Genomic DNA, 18,270 nt, shown 5'->3' on the forward strand with positions numbered 1-18,270 from the left:
AGGATATCGTCGTATCGTAGTAACGAGCCATTCCCTCGTCGTCCTCGTCTGCGGCTCGCCCGTCGACACCGACGTGAGAGCGGGTGTGTCGTAAATGGGTAGCGGCCGCCCGGTTATCTCCAGAGGTCAGCCGACCTCCGGGATCGATCTCTTGCGGTCGATACAATGGTTCTTCCGGCGAGGCAAAACAATACGACCTTGGTCTCACGAAATTTACGCACTGATTACGCGCGCGTCCTCATCTCTTGAGAACCTTCCACGGCCCATTGCCGGTTTTGCAGGCGACCGGCGTCCAGCTCTGGGTCTGCCCTTTCGCGACCGCGACGAGCGTCGCGGTCCGGCAGGTTCGATCGCCGTCCTTCGTCGTATCCCGCGGCGTCACCGTGCCCGTGATCGAAACGGGATTGCCAGTCCCCGCATTGCTCCACTCGAGCGATTCGCCATCCTTTTTTGTGTCGAGTGCCTTTTGCGCCGCATTGTTGAGCGCTTTACGGTCAGCGTCGCGCATGTACGTAATGGGCGTGTCTTTCAGAAAGTTCAGGTTCGATGCATGACACAAAACGGGGCCGGCCAGCAGCGCCGCGGCGAGCCACCCCGTGAGCGCGCCTGCGCCAGGACGAAATTGACGTGACATGGGTTTCTCCTCGAGTTCATCCGCGATCCGCGTCGTCCGCGAGATCGCCGTTTTGCTGGAATGCGTCGACGACGTCGGCCACCGAGCCGCGTCGGCCGATGTGGCCGACACGAACTTCGAGCCCCTCGGCGCGCAGCATGTCGCGCACGTCCGCATGCGCGCCGACGACCCTCATCGCCGCACCCGCGGCCTTCAGCGCGCCGTGCATCGCTTCGAGCATGCGCGCGCCCGCCAGATCGACGACCGCCGATGCGGACAGATCGCAAATCACGAGCCGGACCGGTTCGGGTGCGGCGTGGATCATGCGCCAGATCGTCTCGCGCACGTGCTCGACGTTGAAGTACAGCAACGACGCTTCGACACGCACCGCCAGCACATGCGCAATCGTCTCGTTTTCGGCATGACGTTCGAGATCCGAGAAATAGCGCGTGCCGGGAATACGCCCGAGCATCGCGATGTGCGGATGCGCGGCGCGGTGGATGATCAGCAGCATCGACACGAGCACCGCGACGATGACGCCCTTCAGGATGCCCAATAACAGCACCGCCGCGAACGCCACCATCGAAATCGCGAATTCGAAGCGGCTCACGCGCCACACATGACGCAGTTCGCCGACGTCGACGAGGCCCTTCACGGCCACGACCACGATCGCCGCCAGCACGACGTTGGGCAGATTCGCGAGCAGTCCGGTGAGGAACATCAGACAGAAGCCGATCGCGAGCGACGCGAATACCAGCGCAAGCGCGCTTTTCGCGCCGGCCTTGTCGTTGACCGACGATTGCGAAAGCCCTCCCGCAACCGGGAAGGCCTGGAACAATCCCGCGGCCAGATTGGCTGCGCCAAGACCCAGCAATTCCTGGCGCGCGTCGATCTCGTAACCATGTGCCTGCGCGAGCGCGCGCGCGGCCGAAACGCTCTCGACGTATGCCAGCAACAGGCACGCGAACCCCAGCGGAACGATGCCGTCGACATCGCGCAGCCGCAGCCCTGGCAGACGAAATTCAGGCAAGCCCTGCGGCAGCGCGCCCACGAGCGTGAATCCACGGCTGGCCAGCGGCGTGACCGACAACACGACGATCGAAGCAGCGACGACGGCGAGCGCCACCGGACGCCCCGGCAAAAACTTTTCGCCGAGCAGCAGCAACGCGATGCAAACGAGGCCGAAACTGAGCACGCTGAGGTTGGTCAGCGGAAGCTGCCCCCACAGCACGGCGATCCGTTCGAAGAAGAATTCGCCGCCGCCTTTCACCCCGAACAGCTTCGGCAGCTGGGTCATCGCGATCGTCAGCGCGGCGCCCGCCTTGAAGCCGAGCAGGATCGTCTCGCTGATGAAGCTGACGAGCGAACTCAAGCGCAGCAGCCAGCCGATCACGCACATGCACGCGATCAGCACGGACGTGAGCGCCGCGATCGAAGCCCAGCGCGACGGGTCGCCCCCGGCCATCGGCACGAGCGTCACGCCGACGAGCATCGAGATCGCCGAGGTCGGGCCGATCGCGAGCTGACGCGACGAACCGAACAGCGCATAACAGAGGCCGCCGACCAGATAGCCGTAGATGCCGTATTGCGGCGGCAAGCCGGCCAGCGACGCATAGGCGAGCGATACCGGAATGCCATAAGCCGCGAGCGTCACGCCGGCGACCGCGTCCTTCGCGAGCCATTGAGGCTGATAGCTTCGCAGCCACTGCGCGGGAGGAAACGCGGAGCGCCACCCGCGCGCGGGTGGCGTGGAAGAGGCGCGGCCGGTGACGCTGGGTGGATGGTTCAACGTAGCGCCTCGAGTACGGAAGCGGTCCTGACGGAAGCACGGGCGCACTGTACGGCCATCGCCTCAGCCAAGCCGGAGCGGCTCAGAGCGAATCCTTGATGCGCTGCCACGTGTGATCCGGATTGAACTCGGTCACAGGCGGCGCGTGCGCGCCACGGTCCTTCTGGTAGATGACGCCGTTGTTGCTGACCACGAAGGTCATCACGCCGCTCGTGCCGTACTGCGCCGGATAAGCGACCATCGCGAAACCCGCGATCATGTGGCCGTTGATCACGTAGCTGAACGCGCCGCCCGGCGCGTTCTTGCCCTGCCGCGTCAGGATGTTGAAATGGTAGCCCCGGTAAGGATCGCCCGCCGCGTGGCCTTTCAGATATTCGGAACTCGCGGCGACGAGCGGGCCGAACGGACTCTCTTCTTCGTCGCTGTTTTCGTCGGAGCGCCAGTAGAGACCGTCCTGCTTGCCGGGTGTGCTGGCCAGCTTCTGCGCGTATTCGAGCAGGCCGTCGTGGTTCCGGTCGCGCGACGCGTATTGACGCTGCGCGTCGATATAAGCGTGCAGCACCTTGATCGCTTCGAGTTCGTTGGCGCCGATCCGTCGATTGATCAGTTCTTCTTCGCCCTGCTCGGTGGCGAAGCGCCAGGTGCCGTCCTCTTTGACGATCGGTATCGGCATCGGCCACGCCTCGTCGCCGACCAGCAGAATCCGCCGGTTCGGTCCCCTGTCGTCGAGCACGTGATAGGCGTCGAGCTCCTTGCTCGCCTTGGCCCAGTTCGCCTCGTTCTCCGCCTGATCCGGCGATACCACGAGGCTCTTGTGCGCTTCGCCGAAGATCGCCACGAGCGACGCCTCGTCGTCGGTCTTCAGTGCGCTGGACAGCGCGGCGACCGCGTCTTCCGGGGTGGCGAAAGTGCGCTGCCCCGCGGCGAGCGCGGCCATCGGAACCCACAGCGCGAGCACCATCGCGCACAGCCGGCGCGATGTGGCCACACGTCGCCGCGAATCGTCGCGTGCGCGCTTTCCGGTGATGCTTTGACCGCTCATGGCTGCTCCTTATCGCCGTCCGCCGCCGCGGCCGCCACCGCCACCACCGGCCCGCGGCGAGAATCCGCCGCCGCCACCGCCACGGCCGCCACCGCCGGAAAATCCGCCGCCACCACCGCCACCACCGCCACCGCCGCCACGCGTCGATTGACGGCTCGCCGCGCCGCGCGCGCTGTTGGCTTGCGCGTCGCGCGCCGAGCCGTAGCCGCTGAACGCATCGCCGCCGCCCGCAGGCGCCGCGCGCTGATTCACGTCGCGTGTGCCCGCCGACGCCGTCGGACGCTGGGACGGCTGCGGCCGCCCTTGCGCGCCAGCACCGCCGCCTGCGAAGTTTGCGCCGGCGCCGCCACCCGCGCCGCCACCTGCAAAGTTTGCGCCGCCGCCCGCGCCGCCGCGGTTGCCGCCCGCCAATCCACCGCCCGCGCCCGCGCCTGCACCCGCGCCGCCGCCGCGCGACGGCGGATCGCCGACCCGTTGCGTGCGCGCCGAGCGATCCGAGATACCGCTGACCTGGCCCGGCTTCTTGTCCGAGGTCCACGCGGAGGTGCCCCCTCCCTGCCCGCGACCACCGCCGCGGTTGATGTCGCCCGTGTTGATATTGCCGCGCTCGACGTTCCTATCGCCCCGCTCGACAGTTCTATCGCCGCGCTCGACGTTTCTTTCGCGGTTGATGTTGATGTTGTTGTTGCCGCCGCCGCCGTAATGCGTTTGATAGTGCCCGCCGTTCCAGGCGGCGGTAATCGCCGCGCCCCAGATCAGCCCTGTCGCGAGCGCGGCGCCGGGCGCATACGGATAGTAGTAGGCCGGATATGGCGTGGGCGCGTAGGCGTAGGTCACGGGCGCACTGGCCACCACGATGGTCTGCGGGTTGTACTGCGGCACGTAGATCACCTGCGGATCGGCCGGCTGGATCTTGATCACTTCCTTTTCGACGACCACGACCTGCTTGTCGTCGGATTTCAGATGCCCAGCCGACTGCGTTTGCCGCCGGAAGCGCTGAATCGCTTCGAGCACCGCGCCCTGATCGGCAACGACGGCCTCGCCGAGATTAATCGTCCAGTCGAGATCGGTGCTCATGTTCTTGACGATGTCGGGGTAATTCAGCAGCGCCTTCACCGGATCGTGCCACGCGTCGTTGAGCTTCAGCGACTTGTTGTTTTTGTACTGGTCGAGAAAGCGATCGGCCTGCACGACTTCCACGGGATAGGTGGAGGCAGGAAGAATGATCGCGACCAGGTCGTCCGGATATAGCGCGATCGGTCCGACGAGCTTGTCGAGCGTCGCCGCGGAAACGGGTGCGCTCGGTGCCGCGTTCGCCGGGGCGTTCGCGGCCGGCGCCTGCGCCAGCGACACCGTAGTGGAGAACGCGCCGCAGCACGCCAGAAGCGCGGCGCCCAGCACATGGCTGATGCGTCGCGCGCGCTTCGCCTCGTCGTCGAGCGTCGGCATGCGCCGGCGCCTGTCGAGCGCCGTTGCAAACGGGATGATGCGTGTACGAGCACGCGAATCGCGGTCCATCGATGCTTCCCCTTGCGCTTCGTCAGCGGCCCCGGGCTAAATGGCCATGATCTTTGACAGACAGTTGTCCGAAGCAATGGAAACGACCTGCACCTATTGCATGAATACAGTTTGGAAACCATGGACGATATTGAAAATACGACCTTGGTCCGATTGCGCGCGACAGGCCCGCGACACCATGATGAAAGCGAACCTGTCATTGCTGCGCATCCACCGCGCGGCAACCGGTCCCACCAGAATTCCCATTCACGGGTGCCGGTTGCGCCCTCACGCCTGAGCAAACAGGCAGCCGGCGACTCGCACCCGCGTGGGCCCACGCAAGGAGCTGTCGTGAATAAGTCGACGAAATATGCCGTTATCGCCGCGTTGAGCGCGTCGCTATCGCTGGAAGGCCTCGCGCAATCGAGGCCGATTGCCTATCCGGCCAGAGGGCAAAGCCCGCAGCAACAGCAGCAGGACGAAGGCGCCTGCTATTCGTGGGCGAAGAGCAATACCGGCATCGACCCGACCATGGTCGCCAATGCCCCGCCCCCGCCTTCCGGCCCCGCGGTGGGAGGCGGCGAGCGCGTGCAGGGCGCCGCGCGCGGCGCGGCCGGCGGCGCGATCATCGGCGCGATTGCGGGCGACGCCGGCAAGGGCGCGGCGATCGGCGCGGCGACCGGCACGATGGTAGGCGGGTCGCGCGCGCGGCAGAACCGGCGCGCGGCCGCGGCACAATCGCAGTCGCAAACGCAGGGCTCGATGGACACGTTCAATCGCGCTTTCGCCGCATGCATGTCAGGGCGGGGCTACACGGTCAATTGATCGCGCAAGGAGAGCAGCATGATTAAACGCAAACTGATCATCGCGGCGGCGCTCGTGTGTCTCGCGAACACGGGGTTCGCTCAGACGGAGGCACCAGTCACGGTCAAGAGCGAGCCCGGCAAAGTCACCGTGTCGGGCACGGTCAAAACGACCGCGACGGTCGTCGGCATCGAGCCGGCAACGCGCACCGTCTTGCTCAAGGACCCGAAGGGCAGGGTCGTGCAGGTCGTGGTCGGAGAGGAAGCGCGCAACTTCGATCAGATCAAGGTCGGCGACGTGGTCAAGGCCGAGTATTCGCAGGCTCTGACCATCATGCTGAAAAAAGGCAACGCGCCGTTGACCGCCAACGAAACGCAAACGCTCGCTCGCACACCGGCGGGCGCGAAACCCGGCGGCTCGGCCTCGCGTGAAGTCACGATCATGGCTAACGTCATCGCGGTCAATCACCAGAGCGGCATGGTCACGCTAAAAGGCCCGCAAGGCAATACGGTGGATCTGATCGTGCAGGATCCCGAACAGCTCAAGCGGATCAAAAAAGGCGACCAGATGCAAGCGGTCTATACCGAGGCCGTGGCCATCTCCGTGGAGCCGGTCGCCGGCAAATAGCGAGCATGGCTCGCGTCAGATCAGGCGGTGCGCTTGCGCGAGGCCGCTGAGGGGAGGCGTAAAGTCCGCGCGTCGAAAACGCACCGTCGAGAAAACCCGTATCGCATTGGGACTCGCCGGCAGACGCGCAAGGCGAAACTCGATTTCGTGCGCGGGCCGCGTATCTCCCTCTTCCTGAACGACGTTCATACGGTCGAGCCGGTACGTGCTCCTGCGCACGTAGAAATGCGCATCCGGCGCCCCCAGGACACCGCACATCACGTCGAGATGCCGCTCCAGCGCCTCTGTCTTCAGGCCCAACTGCGCCAGAGCCTGATCGTTCTCTTCGATCTGAGCCTGCAGCTTCGCCACTTCCGCGTAATTCGACGTCGCGTCGCTACCAAGCAGCGAGCGCACGCCCGCCCCTTGCCGTTCGAGAATCGTCAGGCGCGTTTTCAGCAGCGCCCTTTCGCGTTGCAATTCGTCCTGCCGCGAGGTGTCGGCCTCGATCTTGCCGAGGGCTTCGAGCACGAGCTGATCCACGATCCGCAACATGATTTGGCGCCGCAACGCGGCTTCGGATTCTCCGCACACGCGCACCTGGTGATCGCTGAAGTTGATGGTCGTCTGCGCGAGATCGGTTTGCGTCGTCTCGCCGTATTGTCCGACGCCGAAAATACGCCGCTCATCCATGGCCATGCCGAGCACCGCGAATACCTGGTCGGCAGCGGGATGGTCGCTGAAGAACGTGTTCAGCTCGTGTGAGCGGTTGAAGACCGGGCAGACGTCGTCGGGTGTGGCGAAAAAGGCGTGGATATACGGGTCCGTCGCCCATGCCGCCGCGCTCGCTTCGCGCGCCGGCGGCACTTCATCGGCGAGCCGGAGCAGATAGGCGGTCGCGTGTTGCACGGCGGGCCGCAGGCGCGACGCATAATTGCGCGCGAGCCGCAACGACGGACAGAGCCCGACGATCCGCTCGACGATTTCCTTCGTCTGCTGATCGTCGCTCTCTTCGGAAGCGTTGCGCCTGGTCAGCCACCGCGACAGCAGACCCATGCCCGGCTCCCGTCGCCCGTCACGATTCGTCGCGCTCCGGCAGCAGCTGCGCGACGATCGTGTGGTTCTTCCAGAACAGGTTATGGACGCGGTTTTGCAGTATGCGCAGCCCGTCCGCGGGCACGTCGTCGAAGACGACCACCGCGCCTGGCCGCGAGCCCGTGCCGTGCACCCGCTGGATCGAGCTGAAGCGCGGGAACCCGTAGCGAATCAGGAACTCGCCGATCTCTTCGTCGGAGACGCTTTCCTCGACGTTTCCAAGAAACAGTTCAGCCATGATGCTTACTCCTCCAGATCCTAGGCCACGATGTTCAATCCGCCGTCGATATACAAGGTAGAACCGGACACCCGCCGGGCATACGGCGTGGCCAGAAACGCACAGGTATAGCCGACATCCATGATGTCGACGAGTTCGCCGAGCGGCGCGCGCTGCACCGCTTCGTTGAGCAGCAGCTCGAAATCCTTCAGGCCCGAAGCGGCGCGGGTCTGCAGCGGCCCGGGAGAAATCGCGTGCACGCGGATGCCCCTCGGTCCCAGCTCGAACGCCAGATAGCGCGCGCAGGCTTCGAGCGCCGCCTTGACCGGGCCCATCAGGTTGTAGTTCGGCACGACCTTGTTCGCGCCGTAGTAGCTCATCGTCAGCATGGTGCCGCCGTCTTTCATCAGCGGCGCGGCGAGGCGCGCCATCCGCACGAACGAATGGCAGGAGATGTCCATCGCGCTCAGGAAGCCCTCGCGCGACGATTGCAGCAAGCCGCCCTGCAGATCCGCTTTCGGCGCCCATGCAACGGCGTGAACGAGAATATCGAGGCTTCCCCATGTCTTCTCGATGCGGTCGAACACGGCCTCCATTTCGTCCTCGCCCGTTACGTCGAGCGGCATGAAGATCTCGGCATCGAGTGCTTTGGCGATCGGTTCCACGTATGGAGCCGCCTTGGCGTTCGCATAGGTGAGCGCAACGCTCGCGCCGAGGTCGTGAAACGCCTTCGCGCATCCGTACGCAATCGAATGCTCGTTGGCGACGCCGGTCACGAGGGCCTTCGCTCCTCGCAGAATCAAACTCGGTTGCTCGACAGCGACAGACATGGTGAAACTCCTCTATGGGGCGATAGCGCGCGTATGGCGGGCGATCATCAGTTCCTCGTTGGTGGGCACGACCCAGACCGGTAGCCTGCTCGAGGCGCGCGTGATCAGCGGGCCGCCCGCCCGATTGGCCGCTTCGTCGAGTTCGGCGCCGAGCCACGCGGCATCGCGCACGATGCGCTCGCGGATCGCGACGGCGTGCTCGCCGATGCCGGCCGTCAGCACCAGTGCGTCGAGACCTTGCATCGCCGCGGCGAGACTGCCGAGTTCGCGCCCGATCCGGTAGGCGTAGACGTCGATCGCAAAGCGGGCACGCGGGTCGTCGCTGTCGAGCAGCACGCGCATATCGCCCGAGATGCCCGACATGCCGAGCAGCCCCGAGCCCTTGTAAATGAGGTCCGCGATCGACTGCGTATCCATCTTCAGCTCGTCGAGCAGATAGAGCATCACGCCGGGGTCGAGGCTGCCGCAACGCGTGCCCATCGGCAGGCCTTCCACCGCCGTGAAGCCCATCGTGCTCGCCACGCTCTTGCCCGCGACCATCGCGCACATGCTCGCGCCGTTGCCCAGATGCGCGACGACGGTGCGCCCCGCCGCCGCGGCCGGCGCGATCTCCGGCAGCACGCTCGCGATGTATTCGTACGAGAGCCCGTGAAAACCGTAGCGCCGCACGCCGTGGTCGGTAATCGACGGGGGCAGCGCATAGGCCTGCGCCGTCTCGGTCTGCGTGCGATGAAACGTGGTGTCGAAGCACGCGACCTGTGGAAGGTCGGGACGCAACTGCGCGAGGATGCGGATCGGGGTCAGGTTATGCGGCTGATGCAGCGGCGCGAGCGGGCTCAGGCTGTCCAGCTGGTCGATCACCTCGGAGGTCGCGAGGACGGGGCCGGCAAAGCGCTGCCCGCCGTGCACGACGCGATGCCCGACCGCCTTCAGTTGATTGCCGCCGCCGTGGTCGCGCAAAAAACCGCCCAGATATTCGATCGCGCCCTGATGGCCGAGCCGATGGCCATCGCCCCATTCGTGCGAGCTGGCATTACCGTCGCGGTCCGTCACGCGAAAACGCGGGCTCGTGTAGAGCGCTTCGATCTGACCGCGCAAAATGAGCTCGAGTTGCGCTTGTTGCGCGTCGAAGGCGCTGAACTTGAGGCTCGACGAACCTGCGTTCAATACGAGGATCACATCCGTCATGACGTCACCCGACCACTTTGCCGGCCTCGCGCCGTGCCTTGGCCACCAGCGCGGCGACCGCGCACGACGCGAGACGCGTCGACAGCGAATCCGCGCGGCTCGTCAGAATGATCGGCACGCGCGCGCCGAGCACGATGCCCGCCGCGTCCGCGCCGGCGAGAAACGACAGGCTTTTCGCGAGCATGTTGCCCGCCTCGAGGTCCGGCACCATCAATACATTGGCGCGACCGGCCACCCGCGACTCGATCTGCTTGATGCGCATGGCTTCAATGCTGATCGCGTTGTCGAGTGCGAGCGGACCGTCGACGAGCCCGCCGGTGATCTGCCCGCGGTCCACCATCTTGCACAGCGCCGCCGCTTCCACCGTCGATGGAATTTTCGGATTGACGCTCTCGGTCGCGGACAGGATCGCCACGCGGACTTCGTCAAGTTTCAGCGCGTGCCCGAGATCGATCGCGTTCTGCAGGATGTCGACCTTCTCTTCGAGCGTCGGCAAGATGTTGATCGCGGCGTCGGTGATGATCAGCGCGTTCTCGTACCCGGGCACGTCCATCACGAAGCAATGGCTGATGCGCCGCTCGGTGCGCAGGCCGGTGTCACGGCGAATCACCTCGGCCATCAGCTCGTCCGTATGCAGGCTGCCTTTCATCAGGGCCTCTGCCTTGCCTTCGCGCACCAGTTGCACGGCTGCTGCCGCGGCGGCATGGCTATGCGGCGCATCGACGATCGTGAAGTTCGAAATGTCGATGCCGTGTTCGGCGGCAATCGCTTCGATGCGCGCGCGCGGCCCGACCAGCAGCGGCGCGATCAGTCCCATCCCGGCTGCTTCGACCGCGCCATTGAGCGAACTCTCGTCGCACGGATGCGCGACCGCTGTCGGCATCGCCGGCAGCGTCCGGCAGAAATCGATCAGACGCTGATACTTCGCGTGCTTTTCCATCTGCGTGTTCCTCGTGTGTACGGTGCGTTGGATTCGTGACGCGTGGCACGCCATGCTGACGGGCACGGCGCAGACGGGCGCCGTGCATACGGGCGCCCTGCACACGGTCCCGCCACGCTTGCGTCCTGCCGCGCATCGCGCCGGTTGCTCACGTGCGAGCGGAGTCAGGCAAACGTGCGTTGCGCTTGCGGCTCGCGCGCGAACCCAGCTCCGCGCGGATGCGTTCGAACGCCTCCTTTTGCGCGGCGTCGGGCGCGGTGTTCAACACGCGCTCGTCGCTCGCCAGCTTGTCGAGCAGTTGTAGAAAGCGCTCGCGGTCCTCGCTGTGGGAAAGCAGCTTCGGCAGCGTGGCTATCGCCTCGTCCGGTTCGAAGCTGACGATGATTTCCTGCTCGCCCCGGATCCGCCGCCAGTGATCGCGGCTGATGTCGGGCAGGTACTCCGCGTAACTTTCGGCGATCTCCTTGCGCATCTCCAGGCGCGCGAGCGGCAACGACCCGCCCTTGCGCGACAACAGAAAGGCCGCGCGCGCGAGCGCCTCCGTGTAGCCGCCGTCGCCGATCGCCTCCAACGCCGTGCGCACGAACGGCAGCTCGCGCGGATCGATCGCGCCGGCTTGCGCGGCCACGCCATCGGCGGCCGGCTTGCTCAGATACGTCGCATACAGATTCGCGTACACGCTGAAGAAGCTGGCCTCGGTCGCCGCGTCGCGCATCGCGCGGTAATAGTCCAGCGACGCGCTGATCATTTGCGAGCCGTTGTGTTCGAGCTTGCTCCACGGGTTATCGGCGGCGGTCCGCTGGCGATTCTCACGAACCGACTGCGCGGCCGCCGGCAGCCAGCCAAGCCACGGGTTCATCGCGGAAACGGCCCAGCGCTGCCAGCGCAGCGGATGAAACTGGCGCAGCAGGCGGGCGCTCGTTTCGTTCGACATTGCCTGCACGAACGGCTGCGCGAGCAGTTCATACATGCGCTGATTCAGATTGGACACCGCGGCGACTGCTTCGAACGGCTTTTCGTCGATGCGGGCGAAGCGGTTCAGACGCGCGGCTATCTCCTCGAGCCGCCGCTCATGAAATTCGACTGCGTATTCGATCTCCCCGGCCGCGTTGCTGGCCTCGCTGATGGTCATGCCATAAAGGCCCGGCGGAAACGTTTCGATAGTCTCGAGCACGGACATGATCTGCTTGTGCTCCTTCTTCGCGACTTTCCCGGACACGAAGATGCCCAGATGCCCGACGTTTTCGTGCATCAGACCGACGATCACCTGGCCGCGCGCCTTGATCTCCTCGGTGCTGCCGTACAGGTCCGCCACCCAGTTGAACGCCTGTTGAGGCGGCGTGATGTTGTCGCCCATCGACGCGAACAGGATGATCGGCGAGCGGATCTCACGCAGATCGAAAGCCTGACCGCCGCTGTTCGTCACTCCGCCCGACCACAGCTTGTTGCCGACGAACAGGTTGCGCGTGATCCATTCGATCTCTTCGCGATTCATCAGGTAGTAGCTGCCCCACCAGCGCTCGAATTCCAGAAAGCGCGGCGGCTCGGTATCGACGTTCGAGAACAGGTGGTAGTACTTGTCCCAGAACGTGTTGGCGGGATTCAGGTTCTCGAAGTTCTCCACCAGATACGCGCCGTCGAACTTGCCGTTGCCAAGATCCGCCGCGTACGACGCGAGCCACGCGCCGCCCAGCATGCCGCCCGCGTAACGCATCGGGTTGTCGCCCTCGCCTTCGCTCCAGGCCGCGCTCCAGTACGACATCGGCGCACCGTTGATGACGATCGGGCCGGTCTCCTCGGGGTCGGAGCTGGCGAGCATCATCGCCGCCCAGCCGCCCTGGCAATTGCCGATGATCGCGGGCTTCGGACTGTCGGGATGCAGCGCGCGCACCTTGCGAACGAATAGCTGCTCGGCGTTGCACACGTCGAGCAGGGTCTGACCGGGCTCGGGGTCGCGAAAGAACACCACGAAGTAGACGGGATAGGCCGCGCGCAGCGCGATGCCCGCCTGCGAATCGTCCTTGAAGCCGCCGATGCCGGGGCCGTGCCCCGCGCGCGGATCGATGATCAGATACGGGCGTTTGCGCACGTCCACGCCCACGCCTTCGAGCGGACGAAGTTGCAGCAGCGCATAGTTGACCGGCCGCTCGAACGTGCGGCCGTCCAGCACCATGTCGTACTCGAAATGCAGCACCGGCGTGGGACCGCTGACACTGCGTTCGACGAACTCGTTGCCGCGCCGGTACAGCGTGTCCCAGAACAGCAGCGAGCGCTGCGCGGCGTCCACCGTGTATTGCCACGCACCGAGCGGATCGAATGGCGCGGGCATCGCGCTTGCGGTCGGGGCGCCATCGTGATCGAGCCCCAGCGTTTCGGTGACCCGTTCACTCAGATGCCGCTGGGCGATTTGCGTGCGCTTCTGCAGCACGTGGGTGATTTTCGAGGCAATGTCCTGGCTTTGTGACAATAGCGTTTCAGCGTCCATCGGGAGACTCCTGAAAGGTGCGTGTCACGATCGGTGCCGAGGCACGCGCCGTGCATTGATTGAATCGTGGAGTTGGCCCAGAGCTCTAGCAATCGGACCAAGGTCTTATTATGCGCGCGACCCGGTGCAGCGCACGGCTTCGGGCGCGGCGCGTGTGGACGTGACGCAGCGCGACGTCTCATTGAACAGGCTTTGCCTGCACCGCCGCGGCGATATCGCGACTCACCGAGGCGAGCGCGCGATCGTGGGCGGCGATGATCGGCTCGAATCCGGGACCGGACACGCTCTCGCGCGCGACCGAGCGGCCGGTGACGGCGCGGATCTTGCCGGGCGGCCGCACGGCCCACAGCACATCGACGGTGACGTCGCGCCCCGGCACGGACTCGAAGCGCATCACGTCGATCCGCACGCGCCAGACGACGGACGGATCGCGTACCGCATCGAATACCGAAATCTGCTGCGAGTTCAGCAGCGCGCCGAGATCGGCCGCGATTACGCGGCCGATGTCGCCACCGAGCGGCTGCGCCCAGCGGTCGAATTCGTTGACCGCGACCTCGTTGTTAGCGATCCGCGTGACGATCTGCGGCCGGTCCACGATCTCGGGTATCGTGACCGGACCGATCACCGCCGCGATCGGCCGGCTCGCGCCGGTGCTGCTCAACGACTCGTCGGGGCTCAGCGTGTAGAAGTTCGTCGCCGGCGACTTGCAGGCGCCGAGCAGAGCGCCGGCGAGCGCGAGCATCAGGCCGGCCGCGAAGCGGCCCATCGCATCTGTCATGGCTTCTTGTCCTCGGACTTGCCGCGCACGAGCGATTCCGGATGCTGCGCCAGATAGTCGGCCAGCGTGCGCAGCGAGGCCGCGGTGCGGGTCAGTTCACGCATTGCGTCCTCCGTCGATTGCTGCAGCGACGAGTCCGGCTGCAGCGCGGCATTCGCGGAATCGAGCGTGGATTGCGCGGACAGCAGCGTGTCGAACGCTTTCGGCACGACCTGCGTGTGGAGTTGCCCGAGCATCGCGTTGGTGGTGCGCAGCGTCGAGCGCGCGTCTTTGCCGATATCGTCGAACGGTATGTTGTTGATCTTGGCGAGCAGTCGCGTGACCGATTCCTGCAGCGATTGCAGCGTGCGCGCAATCGCGGGCATTTCGGGCGGCGTCTTGCTCCAGTCGATCGACGCCTTCGGCGCGTCGGGGAAATAGTCGAGTGCGAGATACTGCTGGCCGGTCAGCAGATTGCCGCTTCTCAACTGGAAGCGGAAGCCGTGCTCGACCAGATAGTTCGCGAGACCGCGGGGGTCGTCGGTGAGGTGTCCGCCGGCGCCGTCGTTCTGATAGCGCGACGTGAACCGCTCCGGATAGAGATTGATCTCGACCGGACTGCTGAAGCGGCGGGTGTCCGGATCGAAGCGCGTGTAGAGCGCCGTCACTTCGCCGATATCGACGCCGCGGAAATCGACCGGCGCGCCAACCGTCAGACCGCGCACCGAATCCGTGAAGTTCACCACGTATTTGACGACGATGCGATCGTGCTTCTTCATCGCGTCGGCGCGCGTGGTGTACAGCTCGAACCGGGTGCTGCTATCGGCGCTCGTCTCTACCTGCGAATCGGGCGGCGATTCGAAGGCGATCCCGCCGATGATGATCGATACGATCGACTGCGTTTCGACGCGCAAGCCGGTGCTGTCGAACGCCATATCGACACCGCTGGCGTGCCAGAAGCGCGTGTCGGTTCTGACGAAGCGGTCGTAGGGCGCATTGACGAACACCTTCACCGTGACGCCGTGGCCGTCCGGGTCCAACTGGTACGACGCGACCTGGCCCACCTTAATTCTGCGGAAAAACACGGGCGTACCCACGTCGAGCGAGCCGAGTCCCGTGCCGTGCAACGTGTACTCGTGCCCCGGCACGTCGCTCGCTATCACGGGGGGCTCCTCGAGGCCGACGAAACTGCGGCGCGCTTTTGGCGAATTGCCGACGTCGACGTCGATATACGAGCCCGACAGCAGCGTGCCGAGCCCCGACACCGTACCGCCCGAAATGCGCGGACGCACGACCCAGAAGCGCGTGTTGTCGACGAGCAGGTCCGACACGTCGCGCGTCACCTCGGCCTTGGCCACCACGCGCTTGTGGTCCGGCGTCAGCGAGACCGCTTCGACCACGCCGATATCGACGTCCTTGAACTTGAGCTTCGTCTTGCCCGCTTCGAGACCGTCGCCGGTCTTGAAGCTGATGCTGATCTGCTCGCCGCGCTCCATCACCGCCTTCACCGCCAGCCAACCGCCGATCAGTATCGCCACGATCGGCACGAGCCAGACCAGTTGCATCCGCCAGCGCGAGCGCGGCACCGGCTCCGCGGCGGGCAGCTCGGGCTCTTCAGTCGGAGTGGACACGTTCGGTCTCCAAAGCGTCCCACATCAGGCGCGGATCGAAAGCCATCGAGGCGAGCAAGGTCAGCACGACGACCGCGCCGAACGCGATCGCCGCCGGCCCCGCCTTGATCGTCGCCAGCGCCTGGAATTGCACCAGCGCGACCAGCATCGTGATCACGTAGATGTCGAGCATCGACCAGCGACCGATCAGCTCGATCAGGCGATAGATCCGCGTGCGCTGCCCGGGCAGCCATTGCCAACGAAGTTGCGTCGATAACGCGAGATACCCGATGCCGAGAATCTTCAGCATCGGCACGACGATGCTCGCGATGAACACGAGCAGTGCAAGCGGCCAGGAGCCCGATACCCACAGATAGACCACGCCGCTCATGATCGTGTCCTTCTGCGTGCCGAACAGCGAACTCGTGTCCATCACGGGCAGCACATTGGCCGGAATGTAGAGCACCATCGCGGCCACCAGATACGCCCACGTTCGCGACAGGCTCGCTGGCTTGCGCTGGTGCACCGGCGCCTTGCAGCGCGGACAGACGTGCTTGAGCGCGCCGCTGGGCTGCTTGAGCAGCAGGCCGCATTCTTCGCACAGCACGAGCCCGTAGGCAGACGCCGTGATGGCGTTGCGGCGCACGCGGATCGGCGGCAACTGCCACGCCTGCGCGCCACGCGCTGCCGTGATGCGCGCCCACACCTCATGCGGATCGAAGGTCGCCGCCGCGGCCGCGAGCAGCAGCATCAGCGCGATGAACGACCACAGCGCAGTGCCCGGCACCACCTTGGCGATATGCGCAAGCTTGACCAGCGCGACCAGCAAGCCAAGGATCAGCACCTCGGTCATGCCCCACGGCCGCGCGAGCTGAAACAGACGAAAGCATTCGGCCGGCCGCCACGGCACGCGCCCGAAGCGCAGCGGCAGCAGCAGCCACAGCATCGCCGCGGTTTGCAGCACCGGCGTGACGATCGTCGTGAGGGCGACCAGCAAGGCGAGCGGCCACGAGCCGTGGCTGTACAGCATGCGCACCGAACCCGCGAGCGTCGTCTGTACGACATGGCCGTTCAGCGACAGACCGACGATCGGAAACACGTTCGAGATCACGAGCAGCACCGCGGACGCGCACGAGAATGCGAGCGCATACTCCGGCCCGTTCGAGCGTCCGCGCCTGAGCTCCGCGCGGCAACGCTGGCAGCGCAACGCATTGCCGGCGGCGGGCGGCGCGCCGAGCTGAAGCAGGTCGCACTCTTCGCACGCAATCAGCTCGTTGCCCGTCATCTCGCCTCCACTGCACCCGACGTTTCAGCCGGCGCCGGCGCGTTCTGCGAGACCGGCGCCATCGCCGGCGAGTTTTGCTGCGCGGGCGGCGGCGCCGTCAGTTTTTCCGCCTCGGCCACCCAGCCACCGCCCGTCGCCTTGTAGAGCGTGACGTACGAGGCCAGCACCGCGCCTTGAGTTTGCGCATAGTTCAGTTGCGCGTTGAACAGGCTGCGCTCCGCATCGAGCACTTCGATGTAGCTCGTATAGCCGCCTTCGTAGCGCTGCCGCGCGAGGTGCGCATAGGTGTGCAGCGCCTCGACCTGGAGGTTTTGCGCTTCGAGTGCCTGATGCGTCTTCTGCACGGAGATGAGCGCGTCCTCGACCTCCTGGAACGCTACCTGGATCGCCTTTTCGTACGAGTACAGCGATTCCTGCTGGCGCGCTTCGGCCTGGTGCACCTGGCCGGTGATGTTGCCCGCCGTGAAGATCGGCTGCGTGACGCTGCCGGCAAACGACCACGCGCGCGCCGGGCCGGTGAACAGATTCGAGAACTGCGCGCTGACCGAACCAAACAGCCCGGTCAGCGAAATCGACGGGAAGTACAGCGCGCGCGCCGCCCCGATCAGCGCGTTTTGCGCGACCAGCGTCTGCTCGGCCTCCAGCAGGTCGGGACGGCGTTCGAGCAGATCGGACGGCAGCCCCTCGGGAATCGGCGGCGTGCCCATCTGCGATAGCTCACGGCCGCGCAGTATCGCGCCGGGATTCCTGCCGATCAACACCGACAACGCGTCTTCCTGCTGGGCGATCTGCGCTTCGAGCTGCGGAATCGTGACTTGCGCGGCTTGATACTCCGACTGGCTTTGCGCGAGTTCCATCTGCGAGACCTCGCCGTAGCGGAAGCGCGCCTCGAACACGCGCACCGATTCCGCGCGGCTTTGCACGGTCTCCTTCGCGATCTCTAGCTGCCGGTCCAGACTGCGCAGATTGATGTAGGCCGACGCGACCGAGCTCACCAGCGTCAGAATCGTGGCGTGGCGACCCTCTTCGCTTGCGAGCAGATTCGCGCGTGCCGCCTCGGTTTCCCGGCGCACCTTGCCGAACAGATCGAGTTCCCAGGACACCGCCAGCGTCGCGTCGAACTGGTTGTAGATGGGGCTCACGCCCTTCGGCACCGGCACGCCTTGGTCCTGCGAGACCCGTTGACGCGACGCGTCGGCGCCTGCCGAAAGCTGCGGGAACAGCCCGGAGCGCGTGGTCACGAACTGCCCGCGAAACTCGTCGACCCGCGCGGCCGCGATTTTCACGTCGCGATTGTCCTGCAGCGCGGCGGCGATCAGTTGATCGAGCACCGGGTCCTGAAACTGCTCCCACCACACGGCGTTGGCGATGCCCGCGGCCTCGCCCTGGGCGAAACGATAAGTGGCCGGCACGTCGACCGCCGGGCGCTGGTAGTTGGGGCCTAGCAGGCATCCGCTCAGCGCGAGCAGCATGACGGATGCGAGCAAACGCGCCGGTGCCGTGCCGTGCATG

At 65.6% G+C, this 18,270-nt stretch carries 16 protein-coding genes; 2 read left to right on the forward strand and 14 right to left on the reverse strand.

The features are described from left to right. Window positions 1-238: 238 nt before the first annotated feature. From OKW44_RS09955 to OKW44_RS09970, 4 genes are all read right to left on the reverse strand, one after another. On the reverse strand, window positions 239-634 hold the full coding sequence (locus OKW44_RS09955) for an RT0821/Lpp0805 family surface protein (RefSeq protein WP_018424552.1): 396 nt from the start codon (window positions 632-634) through the stop codon (window positions 239-241). A 16-nt stretch (window positions 635-650) separates the two neighbouring features. Further along, entirely contained in the window at window positions 651-2,402 is a 1,752-nt protein-coding gene (locus OKW44_RS09960; RefSeq protein WP_018424551.1) for a SulP family inorganic anion transporter, read from the reverse strand. 82 nt (window positions 2,403-2,484) lie between these two features. Beyond that, the gene (locus tag OKW44_RS09965; protein ID WP_018424550.1) at window positions 2,485-3,444 is read right to left on the reverse strand and encodes a DUF2950 domain-containing protein; all 960 of its coding nucleotides are present in this window, start codon (window positions 3,442-3,444) and stop codon (window positions 2,485-2,487) included. 9 nt (window positions 3,445-3,453) lie between these two features. Continuing rightward, window positions 3,454-4,962 carry a DUF3300 domain-containing protein gene (locus OKW44_RS09970; protein WP_018424549.1) on the reverse strand — a complete coding sequence of 503 codons (1,509 nt, stop codon included), beginning with the start codon at window positions 4,960-4,962 and terminating at the stop codon, window positions 3,454-3,456. 330 nt (window positions 4,963-5,292) lie between these two features. Between OKW44_RS09970 and OKW44_RS09975 the strand changes: the two genes are divergently transcribed. Further along, a complete protein-coding gene (locus OKW44_RS09975) occupies window positions 5,293-5,766 on the forward strand; it encodes a glycine zipper family protein (RefSeq protein WP_018424548.1) in 474 nt (157 codons plus the stop codon). A gap of 18 nt (window positions 5,767-5,784) precedes the next feature. Further along, complete coding sequence (locus OKW44_RS09980; protein ID WP_018424547.1) at window positions 5,785-6,372, forward strand: hypothetical protein; 588 nt, start codon at window positions 5,785-5,787, stop codon at window positions 6,370-6,372. A gap of 15 nt (window positions 6,373-6,387) precedes the next feature. On the opposite strand, the gene OKW44_RS09985 is transcribed toward OKW44_RS09980, so the two are convergent. From OKW44_RS09985 to OKW44_RS10030, 10 genes are all read right to left on the reverse strand, one after another. Beyond that, window positions 6,388-7,407 carry a hypothetical protein gene (locus tag OKW44_RS09985; RefSeq protein ID WP_018424546.1) on the reverse strand — a complete coding sequence of 340 codons (1,020 nt, stop codon included), beginning with the start codon at window positions 7,405-7,407 and terminating at the stop codon, window positions 6,388-6,390. A gap of 19 nt (window positions 7,408-7,426) precedes the next feature. Beyond that, entirely contained in the window at window positions 7,427-7,684 is a 258-nt protein-coding gene (locus OKW44_RS09990; protein WP_018424545.1) for an RNA-binding protein, read from the reverse strand. Window positions 7,685-7,704: 20 nt separating this feature from the next. Continuing rightward, window positions 7,705-8,493 carry an enoyl-ACP reductase FabI gene (fabI, locus tag OKW44_RS09995; protein WP_018424544.1) on the reverse strand — a complete coding sequence of 263 codons (789 nt, stop codon included), beginning with the start codon at window positions 8,491-8,493 and terminating at the stop codon, window positions 7,705-7,707. A 12-nt stretch (window positions 8,494-8,505) separates the two neighbouring features. Then, window positions 8,506-9,681 (reverse strand): acetate/propionate family kinase, encoded by a 1,176-nt coding sequence (locus OKW44_RS10000; RefSeq protein WP_018424543.1) that lies wholly within the window; start codon window positions 9,679-9,681, stop codon window positions 8,506-8,508. Between the two features lie 4 nt (window positions 9,682-9,685). After that, complete coding sequence (locus tag OKW44_RS10005) at window positions 9,686-10,675, reverse strand: phosphate acetyltransferase (protein WP_084754413.1); 990 nt, start codon at window positions 10,673-10,675, stop codon at window positions 9,686-9,688. 94 nt (window positions 10,676-10,769) lie between these two features. Then, window positions 10,770-13,106, reverse strand: coding sequence for a DUF3141 domain-containing protein (locus OKW44_RS10010; protein WP_018424541.1), 2,337 nt, complete (start codon window positions 13,104-13,106; stop codon window positions 10,770-10,772). A 178-nt stretch (window positions 13,107-13,284) separates the two neighbouring features. Next, window positions 13,285-13,884, reverse strand: coding sequence for a PqiC family protein (locus OKW44_RS10015; RefSeq protein WP_035471821.1), 600 nt, complete (start codon window positions 13,882-13,884; stop codon window positions 13,285-13,287). Then, entirely contained in the window at window positions 13,881-15,494 is a 1,614-nt protein-coding gene (locus OKW44_RS10020) for a PqiB family protein (RefSeq protein WP_018424539.1), read from the reverse strand. Before OKW44_RS10020 ends, OKW44_RS10015 begins: the two co-directional genes overlap by 4 nt. Beyond that, window positions 15,478-16,758 (reverse strand): paraquat-inducible protein A, encoded by a 1,281-nt coding sequence (locus OKW44_RS10025; RefSeq protein WP_018424538.1) that lies wholly within the window; start codon window positions 16,756-16,758, stop codon window positions 15,478-15,480. The genes OKW44_RS10020 and OKW44_RS10025 overlap by 17 nt, the downstream gene beginning before the upstream one ends. Beyond that, window positions 16,755-18,269, reverse strand: coding sequence for an efflux transporter outer membrane subunit (locus OKW44_RS10030; RefSeq protein ID WP_018424537.1), 1,515 nt, complete (start codon window positions 18,267-18,269; stop codon window positions 16,755-16,757). The genes OKW44_RS10025 and OKW44_RS10030 overlap by 4 nt, the downstream gene beginning before the upstream one ends. Window position 18,270: the final 1 nt, after the last annotated feature.

The organism is Paraburkholderia lebeckiae (genome assembly GCF_050436325.1).
GTDB classification, from domain to species: Bacteria; Pseudomonadota; Gammaproteobacteria; order Burkholderiales; family Burkholderiaceae; genus Paraburkholderia; species Paraburkholderia tuberum.

Bases quoted from the DNA above. Each gene is read 5' to 3' on its own strand.
- OKW44_RS09955 (WP_018424552.1), bottom strand. From the start codon at position 634: ATGTCACGTCAATTTCGTCCTGGCGCAGGCGCGCTCACGGGGTGGCTC.
- OKW44_RS09965 (WP_018424550.1), bottom strand. From the start codon at position 3,444: ATGAGCGGTCAAAGCATCACCGGAAAGCGCGCACGCGACGATTCGCGG.
- OKW44_RS09970 (WP_018424549.1), bottom strand. From the start codon at position 4,962: ATGGACCGCGATTCGCGTGCTCGTACACGCATCATCCCGTTTGCAACG.
- OKW44_RS09980 (WP_018424547.1), top strand. From the start codon at position 5,785: ATGATTAAACGCAAACTGATCATCGCGGCGGCGCTCGTGTGTCTCGCG.
- OKW44_RS09985 (WP_018424546.1), bottom strand. From the start codon at position 7,407: ATGGGTCTGCTGTCGCGGTGGCTGACCAGGCGCAACGCTTCCGAAGAG.
- OKW44_RS09990 (WP_018424545.1), bottom strand. From the start codon at position 7,684: ATGGCTGAACTGTTTCTTGGAAACGTCGAGGAAAGCGTCTCCGACGAA.
- fabI (WP_018424544.1), bottom strand. From the start codon at position 8,493: ATGTCTGTCGCTGTCGAGCAACCGAGTTTGATTCTGCGAGGAGCGAAG.
- OKW44_RS10000 (WP_018424543.1), bottom strand. From the start codon at position 9,681: ATGACGGATGTGATCCTCGTATTGAACGCAGGTTCGTCGAGCCTCAAG.
- OKW44_RS10005 (WP_084754413.1), bottom strand. From the start codon at position 10,675: ATGGCGTGCCACGCGTCACGAATCCAACGCACCGTACACACGAGGAAC.
- OKW44_RS10010 (WP_018424541.1), bottom strand. From the start codon at position 13,106: ATGGACGCTGAAACGCTATTGTCACAAAGCCAGGACATTGCCTCGAAA.
- OKW44_RS10015 (WP_035471821.1), bottom strand. From the start codon at position 13,884: ATGACAGATGCGATGGGCCGCTTCGCGGCCGGCCTGATGCTCGCGCTC.
- OKW44_RS10025 (WP_018424538.1), bottom strand. From the start codon at position 16,758: ATGACGGGCAACGAGCTGATTGCGTGCGAAGAGTGCGACCTGCTTCAG.
- OKW44_RS10030 (WP_018424537.1), bottom strand. From the start codon at position 18,269: ATGCACGGCACGGCACCGGCGCGTTTGCTCGCATCCGTCATGCTGCTC.